Raw genomic sequence first — 15,467 nt, 5'->3', positions numbered from 1 at the left:
GGACTACTATGACCACCTCTCACGACCCCATCTATTTCTTAGCCATCGACAACGGCACCCAAAGCGTGCGCGCGCTTATCTTTGATCAATTCGGCAGCGAGATCGCCAAAGCCCGCGTGCCTATCGAGCCGTATTTCTCCGAGCAGCCCAATTATGCTGAGCAGCACGCCGACTACTATTGGCAAAAGCTATGTGAGGCTTGTCAGCAACTTTGGCAAAGCTGCGAGATTAAACCTGAACAAATCACTGGCGTCAGTCTCGCCACCCAGCGCTATACCATGATTTGCCTTGATAAAGACAAGCAGCCGCTACGTCCTGCCATCGTCTGGATGGATTTGCGCCGCGCTGAGACACACGACATTGGTTTTTTACACCCGCTAACCAAACTCATCGGCATGGGCGAATTAGTCAAAGACGCCCAACAAAAAGCGCGCTGTAATTGGCTCGCGCAAAACGAGCCTGAGATATGGGCAAAGACTGCGCACTACGTCAATCTCTCCGCCTACCTTACTTATCAGCTAGTAGGTGAACTTATCGACTCAAATGGTCATTCGGTCGGCTATCTGCCGTATGACTACAAAGCGCAAACATGGCTCAAACCCAACACCCTAAAATGGCGGCTGTTTAGCTGTACCCCCGAGCAAATGCCCAAAATCATCCCACCAGGCCAAACTCTTGGTGAGATAAGCGCCAAAGCTGCCAAAGTCACAGGTATCCCAAAGGGCACGCCGATGATTGCCGCCGCCAGTGACAAAGCCTGCGAAGCCCTAGGCGCAGCGGGACTGTCCGCCGATACTGCGTGTCTTAGCTTTGGCACCACCGCTACTATCAATACCATCTCCCCCGACTATGTCGAAATCCTCAAACACATGCCCGCCTACACCGCCGCCGCTCCGCACTACTACAACCACGAGTACATGATTTATCGCGGCTTTTGGATGGTCAGCTGGTTTAAAGAACAATTCGCCCACTATGAAGAGCAGCTTGCCAAAACCCAAGGCATCGATACCGAAAAGCTCCTCGACGCCGCCGTCAAAGACATTCCAGCCGGCAGCATGGGACTGATTATGCAGCCGTACTGGTCGCCGGGCGTCCGGCATCCGGGGCTTGAAGGCAAAGGCGCCCTCATTGGTTTTGGCGATGTACACACCCGCGCACACGTGTACCGCGCTATCTTAGAGGGGCTGGCTTACGAGCTTAAGCTTGGCTTTGATACGATTGAAAAGCGCACCGGCAAACCCATCAAACACTTGCGCGTCTCAGGCGGCGGCTCCCAAAGCGACGCTGCCATGCAGCTCACCGCCGACATCTTTGCCATGCCCGCTTACCGCCCGCACACTTTTGAAGCCACTGGCCTTGGCGCTGCCATCAACTGCGCGGTGGGTCTCGGCGTCTATCCTGACCACGCTGCTGCCAGCGACGCCATGACCCATTTAGGCGACGAATTCTTACCTATTGAAGCCAACGTACAACTCTACAAACGACTCTATAACGAGGTCTATCTGAAGATGTACGAGCGCCTAAAACCGTTGTATCAGAGCATTCAAGACATCACAGGATATCCGGTTAAATGATATTTGTATTCTAATATCAATATCATTTAGTCTGCTTATTAATCATCCGTAAACGCCGCATAAACCCGATTTAACCCCTCACGCAGCAGCGTTTTCGGACACGCCACATTAATACGCATTTTTAGATGTCCCTCGCTACCGTATTTAATACCCGCGTTTAGCTCAACTTTGGCGTCACGCAGTTTGTCATAAAGCGCCTGATTATCTTGCGCGTATGCCGAGCAATCGAGCCAAATCAAATACGACGCCTCAGGACGCATGACCTTAATATCAGGTAGATGCCCTTCTAAAAAATCTAGCGTGATCTCGACATTGTGTTCAATATAAGCCAGCACCTGTTCCAGCCATTCTCCGCCCTCTTCATAAGCACTTTGCATCACCGTATAAGCAAATAAATTCAGCTCGTATTCATCATTTAGCTGCTGCTGTTGGCTGATTTTTTTGATTAAAGCGTCATCTTTGGCAAAGATCATCGAGCCTTTGATACCCGCCACGTTAAAGGTTTTGGTCATCGAGGTGAGACTCACCACCTTATGCGCGTAACCTGCCGCTTCTGCTAACTTTAAGAAAGGCACAAACTTATGACCAGTTAAGGTCAAATCTTGATGAATCTCATCACTGACGATGGCGACATTGTGTTTTTGACACAGCGCCAGTAGCGCTTTAAGCTCGCCTGCAGTCCACACTCGCCCGCCTGGATTATGCGGGTTGCATAGCAAGTATAGCTTAACCTTATGCTCGATAATTTTAGCTTCGATATCTTTTAGATCGAGTTGGTATTTACCCTCGACTTCTTTTAACGCAGACATCACAAGCGTGCGCTTATTTTGCTGCACCTTAGTCATAAACGGCGTATAAATGGGATCATTGACTAGTACCGCATCGCCTACCTCGGTGAATATCTGCATCATCAGCGCTAGACTTGGCACCACCCCTGGCGAGAATAGGATTTTGTCCTTAGTTAACGGCAAACCATAACGACTACCGTGCCAATTAATAATCGCCTTATACAAAGCATCAGTCGGTTTGGTATAACCCAAAATACCATGATCTACGACACGCTGCACACTATCTAAAACAGGCGGCGCGGCTCTAAAGTCCATATCGGCGACCCACAGCGGAATGGTATCGTCACTATAGTGCCACTTAAGTGATCCCGTACCGCGTCTATCGATGATTTCGTCGAAGTTATATTGCACTGGTATTGTCCTTGGTCATACGGTTAAAGAAAGCTTTACATCATGCGTTCGGTAGCGTTACGAGTCTCTACCTACCCTTAAACTCAGGCTCGCGGCGCTCAACCATCGCCATCGCACCCTCCTTTGCGTCTTCTGAATGAAATAAATGCGGCAGATAACCATGAATATTAGCCAGCGCTGACTTTGCGCCATTACGGCTGGCATCTTGCGCCGAGGATAGCAGCCCTTTTACCCCAAGTGGCGCGGCGCTGCAAATCTCTTTGGCAATCGTTAGCGCGCGCTCGTACTCTTCACCATTGGGTACGACTTCACTGACTAGGTTTAGTCTGTCGGCGGTTTGCGCGTCAAATTTTTTACCTGTCAGCAAGTACGGCATGGCTTTTTGCCAGCCTGCCGCCGCGACAAAGCGTACCGTCGCCCCGCCAAACGGCATGATACCGCGCTGCACCTCCATCTGCGCAAAGTTGCAATTGCTACTGGCGATAACCACGTCACTGTTAAGCATCAGCTCAATCCCAGCAGTAAAGCAGGTGCCTTGTAACGCCACTACCACAGGTTTGGTGCGCAGCTTACCGCCGATACCCCACGGATCGATTTCATAGTCACTAAATTCAAACGCGCCTTTATTCCATTTATCTTGTAGCTCCATCAGATCAAGACCAGCGGTAAAGTGCTCGCCATGTGCGAAGATGAGCGCACAGCGTAGATTATCGTCGTTCTCATAATCTGTTAATGCTTCGGAGAGTTGTTTGATCATATGGCTGTCAAATGCATTGCGTTTGTCGGCGCGATTAAGCCCGATGAGACAAATGTAGCCGTCAGTTTCATAAGTGATGCGATTGCTTGTATCGTTTTGGGTGGTCATGGTTATATCCTTTTTAGGTTTGTCGTTATCGTAGGGTGTGATCTCATTTTTAAAATAATGCTACTGACTTTTAATATAGACAGCCTTACCCTATAACACAAGATGAAAAGCACTAGCATCGGTAGCAGTTGACCCTAAAATTAATAGCTGCCACTATTATTAATCTTACGATACTCCTTAGTAACCACTAGAGCATTTTATGGAATTTTGGCACGGTTTTTTGCTTATCACGAGCGTGCATCTACTTGCAGCGGCTTCCCCTGGCCCTGATTTCGTCTTAGTTTCACGTGAAACTTTAACCAAAGGTCGACGTGCCGGCTTGATTTGTAGCTTAGGGATTACCTTAGGTCTAGCCGTGCATATTATTTACTCGGTATTAGGACTGGCAGCAGTGATAGCGCACTCGCAGCCGTTATTGACCGCTATTAAATGGTTGGGCGGCGCTTATCTTATTTATTTAGGTTGGCAAGGAATTGGCGCTAAACCCAAACAACCAGTAGAAACGACCACTTTTACTAATAATGTTAATAGCAACAGTAATAGCAATGTTACAGATAAAACTGAATCTAGCTTTGCTACTCTGCGCCGAGGTTTTTTTTGCAACGTTTTTAATCCCAAAGCGCCAGTCTACTTTGTCGCTATATTTACTTTAGTATTATCACCCGATATCCCGCTGTGGCAGTTATCGATTTATGGTGTTTGGATGATGGTGCTACAGATGGCGTGGTTTAGCACGGTGGTGGTGTTATTGTCCATTCCTGCTATCCTAAAGCGTTTTGGCCGCATGCAGCATTGGATAGATCGCATCTTAGGCAGCGCGATGATTGTATTGGGCTTAAACCTGATCTTCCGTAGCCGATAAACCATTTAGCGTTGATGAAATCTGCTAAACTAGACGGTTATCTTCAGACTTTATAGCCTACTACTATGACTAATCCCTCTTCTAGAAATAACCGTCCAAAACATAGAAATAGATCCCCAGCAACCACCAAAAAACTCGGTCAATTGCATCCGCGTAATCCCCATCAAGGTCGCTATGATTTTGAGCTATTGACCCGCGCGCTACCTGAACTTGCCGACTACACCATTACTAACCCAAAAGGCGAGCCAACGATTAATTTCTCTGATGCCAAGGCCGTACGCGTGCTTAATCAAGCACTACTCGCACACTACTATGGCGTCAAGTTTTGGGATATCCCTGAAGGTTATTTGTGCCCCCCGATTCCTGGACGCGCCGATTACATTCATTATATTGCCGACTTGTTGGCGCAGACTACTCATGTGAGCGAAGACAATACGCCGCCTACAGGCAAAGATATTCATGCACTTGATATCGGCACTGGTGCCAGTGCTATCTACCCTATTGTTGGCAGCCAAAGCTATGGCTGGCGCTTTACCGCGAGCGACATCGATCCGGTCTCAGTGAATACGGCGACGGTAATTAGCCAAGCCAATCCCAAGCTCAAAGGCGCGATTAAGATCAAACTGCAACCTGAACCTAAGCATATCTTTAAAAACATTATCGGTCGGCAGGACTACTTTGATGTGGTGGTATGCAACCCACCTTTTCATGCTTCATTAGACGAGGCCATGGCCGCCAATAGCCGCAAGCAGCACAACTTGCAGCGCCATCGCGGCAAAAACGAAAGCGCGCAAATCAGTCGCCACTCCACCAAGTCAGGCAATGCGGCGCAAAACCTCAACTTTGGCGGTCAACATAAAGAATTGTGGAGTGAAGGTGGCGAGATTGCTTTTTTGAGTAATATGATAAGAGAAAGCCAGCAGTTTGCTGCACATGTAGGCTGGTTTACCAGCTTAGTGTCTAAGTCTGAAAACGTGAAACCTTTACAGCAACTACTAAAAGATCTTGATGTGGCGCAAATGCGTATTATTGAGATGAGCCAAGGACAAAAAAACACGCGGGTCTTAGCTTGGCGTTTTGATACTGACGAAGCGTAATTATTGCTAAAGCGTACCTTTAGCGTTTCACGTGAAACAAAAAACTGCTTTGGCTATCAAAGCGGTTTTTTAATCCATTTAGATGACTATATAGATTGAATTATAGATTGAATTGAGGGCATACCCTAGCCAACAAACATGACCTTTAAGCCAATGAGTATAAGTACAAAGCCGCCGAGAGCTTCTGCCTTATCTTCAAGATACGTACCTGATTTTTTGCCCAAGTAGATGCCGATAGCGCTAAAAACAGCTGTGACAATCGCGATAATTACACACGCTAGCCACGCATTGAGAGCGAGTAAGTTTAAGGTAAAACCAGCGGCCATCGCATCGATACTGGTGGCAATCGCTAGGGTAAACATGGTGCGATGACTGATGTTTTTCTTTCGGCTATCGTTTATAGCAGCCGCTTCATTATTTACTCGCAGCCCTTCATCTAAAGTCTCACCCTCATCTGCCAAAAAGACTTCATAGAGCATCTTGCTACCCAGTCCGATAAGAATAAATCCACCTATCCAAGGCGCAGCAGCAGCCAACCAACCTAACAGTGCCGCGCCTAATAAATAGCCGATAAGTGGCATCACACCCTGCGCAATGCCAAAATATAACGCTGCATAAATAGCCAAACGCAAGGTATAGCGCGGGCTTTGTTGTTGCGATTTAGCGCCTAGTCCTATCGATACCGCAAAAGCATCCATTGCTAGCGCAATAGCGAGTAACAGTACTTCGATCATCTGATGTCCATCAATTATAATTGCCAGCTTATGATAATTTACTTATAAAAGTTTCACGTGAAACAAACTTATTATTAAAAAAATACCACCTTGGAAACCAAAGCGGTATTTTATATTTAATGTAAACGCTAAACCTTAGATATCAAGGTTAGAGACCGTTAATGCGTTTTCTTCGATAAAGACACGGCGCGGCTCGACATGATCACCCATTAGACAGGTGAACATATGATCGGCAGCAATAGCATCTTCGATAGTGACGCGTAGCATACGGCGATTCTCTGGGTCCATCGTCGTGTCCCAAAGCTGATCAGCATTCATTTCACCTAGACCTTTGTAGCGCTGGATAGCTAGGCCGCGGCGCGCATCGAGCATCATTTGCTGCCATAGGTAATCAAAGTCGCGTATTGGAATATCTTTAGTAGTACCACTACCTGCTTCGCGACGAATAAAGGCGCTATCTTCTAACAGAGTATTCCACTCCGCTGATAAACGCAGCAGCTTGCTATACTCGCTCGAATTTATAAAACTGGCATCAAGCAAGTAATGATGCGCCAGCTGATGCACATACACCGTGATACGCGGTAGCCACTGGGCCTTGGTCGATAAGGCATCGCTATCAGCCGCCTCACTCTCATCAGCAGTCAATGCGGGGGTCATACCCAGCAGATCAGCGGCAGCAGCGTCCATATTTTCTGGTTGCTGCTCATGGATATTGACCAGTTCAATCTCAGGGCTTAGCTCATCACCGAATTGATTCAGCTGAGTTTGTAGCTGCGCCTGCCACTCCTGCATCGCTGACTTATCATAAGTCATGTCTGTGCTCAGTTTCGGCGTATGCGTTAGCGCATCTAACAGCGTCGCTGGGAAACGAATTTGCAAACGAGCTTTGATCAGCTGCGTTTGGTTATAGTCGTTAAGCAGTGTCTCAAGCGCTTGACCAGTAATCGCTGGCGCATCTTCAGAGACGTGCAGCTTGGTATTATCAATCGTTGAGGACAATAGATAAGCTTTTAGTGCTTCATCGTCCTTTAGATACAGCTCTTGACGACCTTTTTTCACTTTATACAATGGCGGCTGTGCGATATAAATATAACCACGCTCAATCAGCTCCGGCGTTTGACGGAAAAAGAACGTCAGCAGTAGCGTGCGAATGTGTGAGCCATCGACGTCAGCATCAGTCATAATGATGATTTTGTGATAGCGAACTTTATCCGGATCATATTCATCAGGTCCGATACCACAGCCAAGTGCGGTGATTAAGTTACCGACTTCAGCTGACGATAGCATCTTGTCAAAACGTGCGCGCTCGACGTTCAAGATTTTACCTTTAAGCGGCAAGATAGCCTGAGTTTTACGGCTACGACCTTGCTTTGCCGATCCGCCCGCAGAGTCACCCTCCACGATGTATAACTCTGACAGTGATGGATCTTTTTCTTGGCAATCTGCCAATTTACCAGGCAAACCTGCAATATCTAACGTAGTCTTGCGGCGCGTCATCTCACGTGCCTTGCGGGCAGCATCACGAGCTCTAGCGGCATCAATAATCTTATTGGCAATCGCTTTAGCTGCACTTGGGTTTTCAAGCAAATAATCATTAAACTTATCGTGCATCGCCGATTCGACTGCTGACTTGACTTCGCTTGATACCAGCTTGTCTTTGGTCTGGCTAGAGAATTTTGGATCAGGCACTTTCACTGAGACAATCGCACTTAACCCTTCTCGTGCATCATCACCGCTGACGGCGACTTTTTCTTTCTTAAACAGATTTTCGCGGTCCATATAACTGTTTAGACCACGCGTGAGCGCTGAGCGAAACCCTGATAAATGCGTACCGCCGTCGCGCTGCGGGATGTTATTGGTAAAGCACAGTACCTTTTCGTTATAGGTATCCGTCCATTGCAGCGCCACTTCTACCGCGATACCGTCGTCTTGCTCACTGGTAAAATGAAAGACCTCATTGATGCCTTCTTTGCCTGCGTTGATATAGCTGACAAACTCTGACAAGCCGCCTTTGTGCTCAAACTCATGACGCTTGTCGATACGCTCATCAGTCAAGACAATGCGCACCCCTGAGTTAAGAAAAGACAGCTCGCGTAAGCGTTTGGCTAAGATATCATAATCAAAAACAGTACCAGTAAACACATCACTACTGGGATAAAAGCGAATCTGTGTGCCGGTCTTATCGGTCGCTTCTAGTTGCTCGATATCGGCATCAGGCACACCATCAGTATAAGTCTGATGGTAATGATAGCCTTCACGCCAGATATTCATCTCCAACTTTTTTGATAAAGCGTTGACGACTGAAACGCCGACCCCATGCAAGCCGCCCGAGACTTTATAGCTGTTGTCATCGAACTTACCACCAGCGTGTAGTACCGTCATGATCACCTGAGCGGCCGACACGCCTTCTTCAGGGTGGATGTCGACAGGCACGCCGCGCCCGTTGTCCATGATACTAACCGACTCATCTTCATGAATGATAATATCAATCTGATCACAGTGCCCCGCCAGCGCCTCATCGATAGAGTTATCCACCACCTCAAAGACCATATGGTGCAAGCCTGTGCCATCATCGGTATCACCAATATACATGCCAGGACGTACGCGCACCGCCTCTAGGCCGCGAAGTACACGAATATCTTTGGAGCTATAGTCTGAAGTCACTCCTTCCGCTGTAGCAGTCGTTGAGGCAACGCTGCCGACTGTCAGTTGCTCGTGGTCGTTAGGTAATGAATCACTCATGTGCATTCCTTAATCTAGCCATCATCAGCCGTTTGCCATTGACCCATCACTACGATGAAGCCGCATGACATCATGTCAAATCCAATCTGGAGAATTAACACCAGTAGCGCTATGTCGTGAGCCAAAGTACGAGTCGTCAGTACCTTATAAAAGCTTTCTTACTTTAAGCCAAGCTTAAAAACCATGTTTTATTTTCTTGCTATTAACCTCTGCTCTTTTATGTCTTATCAAAGCTAAAGAAGTAAATAAAACATGTTTATTATCATAAACTTAAAGACAGTTAAAAACTTAAAAATCACTGCGTGACGCTACAAAACAACTTGCTGAGAACAGGACAAAAATAAAGCCCTATTTTAGCATTTTTTTGCCTCTAAGTCACTGTTTACTGGTCGTTTTATTGCTTTGGACAGTCATACTAGGGTGGACGGTATTTTGATAAAACCTATGGCGTGTCCTCATCTCAAAATGATCATAAAAATGAGATAAAGTGCCGTTGAGTATGAGAATCAAATCAGAAAATAACGCAGATGATATAGTTAAGCTCATTTCGGCTGCTTGACAAGATTTAGCGCTCTTAGAAAGGCAAAATCTGCCCTTGTTTCACATGAAACATCATAGGGTTTGACCATAAACCGTTGACCATAGGCGTGATATCAGCGGTCAGGCTGCTCATAAACACCTGACAAGGCAGTTTGGCTAACGTGGATAATAATATCTCTATCGCTCTCTCATCTAGCTCGGCGGTGATATCATCAAGTAGTACTACTGGTGTGGCGGTGAGCACTCGTTCGTTTTCATTGGTACTTGCTTGTGTCGTGCTAGCCGTCTGTAATAATAAAGGCAATTGTGATAAACGTAGCGCGGTGATGAGCAGCTTTTTTTCGCCGCGAGACAAGACGTTTGCCGCCTGCTCTTTTAGCATCGGCAAGGTGTCAGCGATTACCTGCTTGCTGCCCGAGCCAGCAAGTAGCTTGTCAGGTAGCATGATATCGTTGGTTGCTACGATGTCATTAGAGCGCCAATGGACATGGATATCAGCGCGATGATTGCCGATACGGGTATAGCCCAACTGCAAGTCTTGCTCTAAGCGCTCACCTAGTTGTACCTCTAGCGCCACATCAGTATCGTAACCTGCATGGTAGCTTAGACTCAGCTGCTCGGCGTAACTCGGCAACAGCTGAGCGATGCTATCGGCAAAGTAAGGTTGCCACTTTGTAAACACGTGCTGACGATAATGGTGAATAAGCGCGGCATGATTGCCAAGCCCTTTATCCCAAGACCTCAACTCAGCAAGCTGTACGTGCGTTAAATGCTTACTTTTTTTTAATAAACTGTTGCGCTGTTTTAGCAGGCGCTGATAGGCCAGCCACTGCGGGTGGAATCCTTGTTTCATGTGAAACACTAGCCAGTCTAACAACTGGCGACGACTGGCGCTGCCCTGCTCTAGCATGTCCATACTAGAAGGATCAATCAATAGTGTCGGTAGTTGCTCAGTCAAGATGCTTTGATTATAGACGGTGCTTTGATTGAGCCGCAGCAGCGTTGTGGCATCGGCTTGCTTTTGGATCGCCAATGTATTGCCATCGCTCAAGCTCGCATGAACGGTGGCAGTGTGTTGATGATGCTGAATGTAACGTTTAGGCTGATGATGGCGAAAGCTTTTGCCTCTGGACAACAAAAATATGGCTTCAAGCAACGAGGTTTTGCCGCTGCCATTGGCACCAATCATCACATTACAGGCGGCAGTGTGCATATTGACCTGCGTAAGATTACGCAAATTTGAGATTTGTAGACGTTCAATCATGATAGCGACAGCCGCCTATTAAAAACGCTTAATTTAGCAGATAAACGTTTGGTAAAGAAGGGTTTGAGAATTAATTTGAGTCGAAAATTTAGAGTTTACTAAGGCATGCTTTTGCCCTAAATTGGCAAAAAAACCGCCTTAGTAATACTGTTAAAATCACATACACGTTGCTTTTAGTGGGGATAAACTGCGAACACTAAATACGCATTGGCATAATCACATACTGATGAAACTCATCACCTAGCTGATTGACCAACACCGAGGCATTGGATTGACTCATATGCATTTGTACATCGCCTTGGATGACGCCCAATACGTCTTGTAGATACGCGGCATTAAACGACAGCTCCATCGGCTCACCTTGATATTTGGCCTGAATCACCTCGACCGCTTCGTCTTGCTCAGCGTTGTTGGCGCGTACTTCGACCATACCGTCGGTGGCAAAATTAAAGACCACACCGCGAGACTTTTCATTACTCAAAATTGCCACACGGCGCAGTACTTCTGTCATCTTTTCTTGATTAAACAGCGCCAACTTATCCGTATTGCTCGGCATGACGCGGCGGTAATCAGGAAATTTGCCATCGATCAGGCGCGCGGTAAAGGTCACTACCAGATCATCACTGACCTGCCCTGCACTATCCACCTCACCAAATGGCAAGCTGACTTGCAAAAACTCACGGCCAAAGCTTAGAGTGACAGGATTGTCTTTATCACCCAGCATTTTACCCAGCTCAGAGGCCAAGCGCTCAAGCTCAATGACCGCTTTACGAGGCAAAATAGCTTGCATATTTAGGTCGCTGCTGACATCAATCACACTACGCGCCAATGCCAATCTGTGCCCATCGGTGGCGACCGTGGTCAGCTGCTGCTGAGAGACATCGAACAACATACCAGTCAGATAGTAACGCACATCTTGGATAGCCATCGCAAACTGAGTCTTGTGAATCAGATCCGTCAGACGGCTACGACTGATGATAAGCGGCGTGATGTTCTCTGGATTGCCTAGGCTTGGATAGTCTTCACTTGGCAAGGTGCCCAAAGTGAAGCGGCTTTTGCCGCTGGTCAGCAAACAGCGCTCGTTTTCTTGCGTGGTCAAATTGATCTGAGCTTGAGCTGGCAGCGATTTACAAATATCTTTTAACTTAGTGGCAGGTAACGTGGTCGTCCCTGCGGCAATACAAGCACCGGCAGGCAATTTCAATGTCGATGTCAGCTCGACCTCTAGGTCAGACGCCGTCAAGATCAGCTGCGACTCAGATAGCTGCAACTTAATATTGCCTAAAATGACCATATTGTGGCGCTTATCAGCAGCTTTGGCGATCAAATTAATAGCTTTTAGTAACGACTCTCGATTAATCGATAATTGCATGCTTAGTTACTCTTATTTAAAGGATTTTTTTTACAAAAATAAACTACAGTCAGTTCGAAATAAAATCGATACGCTCATATGAAAGTGCAACTGGTACAAACTTTCCTTGCTTGCTGTGTCTACGCTGACAGATGCTGGGCAAAATTATACCAGCTGCACTATATCGCTTTTACAGTGAATCGACTATACAAATAGTGGCTTAATCATACCCTGTCTACTGACGATAATCTATAAAGCATACGTCTGCCTAGACATTGATAGAATTAAACTATTTTAAAATAGGTGCTGTCCTACTGGTATTCATTTTTCTGGCGCGCTGTATCAACGCCGACAGAGGCTGCGCAAAATTCATAACAGTAGCCTATGACATAAAACATGCCAATGTTATGTCGGATTGACTACAGTATAAACCATATCATGGCGCTAAAACATAGTAAGACTGAGAGCTGCTAACCTGCTTGTAACATAAGGGCTAGCGTCTTGTAATCCTTATCAAACGCTGGGTCTGCTGCACGCAGCTCATTGACCTTATCACAAGCATGCATCACTGTCGTATGGTCACGGCCGCCAAACGACTGACCAATCTCTGGAAAACTATCACCCGTCAGCTCACGTGACAAAGCCATGGCTATCTGCCTCGGTCTTGCGATACTGCGGGTACGCTTGCGCCCCATGATGTCTTTTACCGTCACATCATAATATTCAGCGACGATTTTGCGGATGTTGTCCATATTGACTGCTTGTACACGCATGGCAACGATATCTTTTAGGGCATATTGCACCATCTCTAGTGTGATTTGCGCGCCAGTTAAGTTGGCATTGGCAAATACTTGGTTTAATGCGCCCTCTAAACGCCTAACATTAGAGACGACGTTTTGCGCGATAAACAGCGCACATTCTTTAGGCAACGTCATCCCATAAGAAGCCGCTTTTTTCTGCAAAATCTGTACACGTGTATCAATCTCAGGTGGATCAACAGCCACCGTCAGCCCCCAAGAAAAGCGCGACCTAAAGCGTTCATCAAACTCTGTCATCTGTGAGGGATGTCTATCAGATGCCAAAATCAGCTGTTTATCTCCACTTGTGAAGTCAGCAAATAACGTCAAAAACTCATTACTACTTTTTGTCTTTCCAGCCAATACATGAATATCATCTACAATCAATAAATCTACTTTTTTTATTTTTCTCTTAAAATCTTCTATTTTATCATTTCTTAATGAATAAACTAATTGATTAATAAATTTTTCGGAAGTGAAGTAATAAAAACTTTGATTATTTTTTAAATAGCGATGTGCAACGGAATGCATCAAATGCGTTTTTCCCAACCCAGAAGGCCCGTATATAAATAAAGGATTGTGCCGGTTTTTTGACTGACGTTTTCCAAGCTCATAACAGGCTTTGTAAGCCAAATTGTTAGACTTACCAGTGACAAAGGTCTCAAAGGTGAAGTCAGGGTTGAGATAACTAAGCGATTTTGCATCAGCAGAGCCAGTCAATTCTGCCTGACGCGTATTGGTATCGATGTCAGCCTTTGCCATATGATGATGCGCGGTCTGAAAATTTTGGTCAGTAAGGGTAGGGGAGGGGATATCCTCTACAAACAGAGAGCCTGACTGCGCTTGTGGATTATCTTCTACCTGACGACCAGCATTGTCTACACGCACCACCACTTCTTCGATACTGCCTTGACTGTGCTTAGCTACCAGCTGCTGAATATCTTGTAAATGATTTTTTTTAATGTAAGTTACAAAATAATCATTGGGCGCAAGAATAATTAAACTACTGGCCTCTTGATGCGCTGACAGTGGCCGTAACCACATGGTAAATACGTTGTCCTTGACGCTGTAACGCAAGTCATTTAGGCACTTATCCCAAATAGTGGCTGTATCTATCATGAAACCCATTACCTCGTTAATATCAAATCCCTAGCCAACTGACACCAGAGGCAAGCCTTTCGCTACTACCAGCATCGATATTTTTGCTCGCTTTTGATAATCAAATAAAAAGACAGCCACATGCTGTCTCTTGCCCGCCAAACAAGGTGATAATCTACCACAAATCGCCTGTGGATAACATCCTCTATTTTGGGGATAAAACTGTGGATACTTTTGTGGACAAGTAAAAACAATCAGTTATCCATAATCCATACACAAGTTATCCACAACCTTACCCATAGCATAAACTACTGATATAAAATAGAAATAATAAGTTAACCACAGAGAAAATCGTCCCCAATAACAACAACATCTATATATATTAATAATTAATTATTATAGAGTTAGCAGAAAACTGTGGATAACTAAACGATTTTGAGATCCTTGAATATCTGTTTGGATGACAGTTACTAATGGATAAATTATGTTTAAGGTCTAAATTATTTGAGACGTACAGAGGGCTTTACCGGATTCAACGATAATGTCATAAAGCAAATTAGTTTATTGACCAAAATAATAGGGAATGGTATAATCCTCCGCTATTACGAATTTAGTCCCATTATTTTGATAGGTGAGTTATGAAACGTACATTCCAACCAAGCGTGATCAAGCGTAAACGTACTCACGGTTTCCGTGCACGTATGGCAACTAAAAAAGGCCGTCAGGTCTTAGCCCGTCGCCGCGCTAAAGGACGTCATCGCCTTACTGTATAATCAGTAGATAGCGATAAGCATGGCCATATGTGCTTGTTGTGTTTCTATTAATTATAGATTGCGATAGTCAGTCTTCACAACTAACACATCGTCATATATTAAAAGCGCCTATATCGGCGCTTTTTTTGTCTCTATACTTTGCTTTGATATTTACGCTATTATTCTTGCTACCATCGTAAGCTCTAAAACTAGGTTGATTATGCCCCATACTGCTTTAGTGACTCCCAATGCTCGCTTTACCAAAGCGCAGCGTCTGCTCACGCCTACAGCGTTCAAAGAGGTGTTTGATGCGCCAGAGCGTAAACTTCATCAAAGCCATTTGATGGCGTTTGTACGTACTAACACGCATGGAGGTGCACGCGTAGGTATGGCGATCACCAAGCGTAAAGTACCCACGGCCGTGATGCGCAATCTAATCAAACGCCAAATACGTGAGCAGTTTCGTATCAAGTCTTTTAATCTAGAAAACAAAGATATTGTTTTTATAATAAAAAAGCCTTTAAAAGACATAGATAATACAGATTTAAAAAATCAAATAAATAATATTTTTAAAAAAATAGAAAAGAAATAA

Annotated in this window: 12 protein-coding genes; 5 read left to right on the top strand and 7 right to left on the bottom strand. The window is 45.5% G+C overall.

Annotated elements, in window-relative coordinates:
* Positions 1–8: 8 nt before the first annotated feature.
* Positions 9–1,574: an FGGY-family carbohydrate kinase gene (locus ACNFVB_RS01100; RefSeq protein ID WP_430737798.1), complete on the top strand. Its 1,566-nt coding sequence runs from the start codon at positions 9–11 to the stop codon at positions 1,572–1,574.
* A gap of 38 nt (positions 1,575–1,612) precedes the next feature.
* Here the strand turns inward: ACNFVB_RS01100 and ACNFVB_RS01095 are convergent, their stop codons facing one another.
* Together ACNFVB_RS01095 and ACNFVB_RS01090 are read right to left on the bottom strand one after the other, a co-directional pair.
* Positions 1,613–2,773, bottom strand: a complete 1,161-nt coding sequence (locus ACNFVB_RS01095) for a MalY/PatB family protein (RefSeq protein ID WP_430737797.1) — start codon at positions 2,771–2,773, stop codon at positions 1,613–1,615.
* A 67-nt stretch (positions 2,774–2,840) separates the two neighbouring features.
* Entirely contained in the window at positions 2,841–3,638 is a 798-nt protein-coding gene (locus ACNFVB_RS01090; RefSeq protein WP_430737796.1) for a crotonase/enoyl-CoA hydratase family protein, read from the bottom strand.
* Between the two features lie 199 nt (positions 3,639–3,837).
* Between ACNFVB_RS01090 and ACNFVB_RS01085 the strand changes: the two genes are divergently transcribed.
* Together ACNFVB_RS01085 and rlmF are read left to right on the top strand one after the other, a co-directional pair.
* Positions 3,838–4,500, top strand: a complete 663-nt coding sequence (locus ACNFVB_RS01085) for a LysE family translocator (protein ID WP_430737795.1) — start codon at positions 3,838–3,840, stop codon at positions 4,498–4,500.
* 65 nt (positions 4,501–4,565) lie between these two features.
* Complete coding sequence (gene rlmF / locus ACNFVB_RS01080) at positions 4,566–5,597, top strand: 23S rRNA (adenine(1618)-N(6))-methyltransferase RlmF (RefSeq protein ID WP_430737794.1); 1,032 nt, start codon at positions 4,566–4,568, stop codon at positions 5,595–5,597.
* A 125-nt stretch (positions 5,598–5,722) separates the two neighbouring features.
* Here rlmF and ACNFVB_RS01075 read toward each other — a convergent pair whose 3' ends face one another.
* The 5 genes from ACNFVB_RS01075 to dnaA form a co-directional block, all read right to left on the bottom strand.
* Positions 5,723–6,331 (bottom strand): manganese efflux pump MntP family protein, encoded by a 609-nt coding sequence (locus tag ACNFVB_RS01075; protein ID WP_430737793.1) that lies wholly within the window; start codon positions 6,329–6,331, stop codon positions 5,723–5,725.
* 135 nt (positions 6,332–6,466) lie between these two features.
* Positions 6,467–9,073: a DNA topoisomerase (ATP-hydrolyzing) subunit B gene (gene gyrB, locus ACNFVB_RS01070; protein WP_430737792.1), complete on the bottom strand. Its 2,607-nt coding sequence runs from the start codon at positions 9,071–9,073 to the stop codon at positions 6,467–6,469.
* Between the two features lie 574 nt (positions 9,074–9,647).
* The gene (gene recF, locus ACNFVB_RS01065; protein WP_430737791.1) at positions 9,648–10,877 is read right to left on the bottom strand and encodes a DNA replication/repair protein RecF; all 1,230 of its coding nucleotides are present in this window, start codon (positions 10,875–10,877) and stop codon (positions 9,648–9,650) included.
* 196 nt (positions 10,878–11,073) lie between these two features.
* The gene (dnaN, locus tag ACNFVB_RS01060; protein WP_288996401.1) at positions 11,074–12,249 is read right to left on the bottom strand and encodes a DNA polymerase III subunit beta; all 1,176 of its coding nucleotides are present in this window, start codon (positions 12,247–12,249) and stop codon (positions 11,074–11,076) included.
* 449 nt (positions 12,250–12,698) lie between these two features.
* Entirely contained in the window at positions 12,699–14,144 is a 1,446-nt protein-coding gene (dnaA, locus tag ACNFVB_RS01055) for a chromosomal replication initiator protein DnaA (protein WP_430737790.1), read from the bottom strand.
* Between the two features lie 617 nt (positions 14,145–14,761).
* Here dnaA and rpmH point away from each other — a divergent pair.
* Together rpmH and rnpA are read left to right on the top strand one after the other, a co-directional pair.
* Positions 14,762–14,896 carry a 50S ribosomal protein L34 gene (gene rpmH / locus ACNFVB_RS01050; protein ID WP_007394757.1) on the top strand — a complete coding sequence of 45 codons (135 nt, stop codon included), beginning with the start codon at positions 14,762–14,764 and terminating at the stop codon, positions 14,894–14,896.
* A gap of 199 nt (positions 14,897–15,095) precedes the next feature.
* Positions 15,096–15,467, top strand: coding sequence for a ribonuclease P protein component (gene rnpA, locus ACNFVB_RS01045; protein WP_288996397.1), 372 nt, complete (start codon positions 15,096–15,098; stop codon positions 15,465–15,467).

Source organism: Psychrobacter sp. VH5, assembly GCF_050572635.1.
Taxonomy (GTDB): Bacteria; Pseudomonadota; Gammaproteobacteria; order Pseudomonadales; family Moraxellaceae; genus Psychrobacter; species Psychrobacter celer.
Note: the sequence above shows the minus strand (reverse complement) of the source record. Positions and strands in the feature narration are given on the sequence as shown.

Coding starts and splice junctions, on each gene's coding strand:
- gyrB (WP_430737792.1), bottom strand. CDS start 9,073: ATGAGTGATTCATTACCTAACGACCACGAGCAACTGACAGTCGGCAGC.
- dnaN (WP_288996401.1), bottom strand. CDS start 12,249: ATGCAATTATCGATTAATCGAGAGTCGTTACTAAAAGCTATTAATTTG.
- dnaA (WP_430737790.1), bottom strand. CDS start 14,144: ATGATAGATACAGCCACTATTTGGGATAAGTGCCTAAATGACTTGCGT.
- ACNFVB_RS01075 (WP_430737793.1), bottom strand. CDS start 6,331: ATGATCGAAGTACTGTTACTCGCTATTGCGCTAGCAATGGATGCTTTT.
- recF (WP_430737791.1), bottom strand. CDS start 10,877: ATGATTGAACGTCTACAAATCTCAAATTTGCGTAATCTTACGCAGGTC.
- ACNFVB_RS01100 (WP_430737798.1), top strand. CDS start 9: ATGACCACCTCTCACGACCCCATCTATTTCTTAGCCATCGACAACGGC.
- rpmH (WP_007394757.1), top strand. CDS start 14,762: ATGAAACGTACATTCCAACCAAGCGTGATCAAGCGTAAACGTACTCAC.
- rnpA (WP_288996397.1), top strand. CDS start 15,096: ATGCCCCATACTGCTTTAGTGACTCCCAATGCTCGCTTTACCAAAGCG.
- rlmF (WP_430737794.1), top strand. CDS start 4,566: ATGACTAATCCCTCTTCTAGAAATAACCGTCCAAAACATAGAAATAGA.
- ACNFVB_RS01085 (WP_430737795.1), top strand. CDS start 3,838: ATGGAATTTTGGCACGGTTTTTTGCTTATCACGAGCGTGCATCTACTT.
- ACNFVB_RS01090 (WP_430737796.1), bottom strand. CDS start 3,638: ATGACCACCCAAAACGATACAAGCAATCGCATCACTTATGAAACTGAC.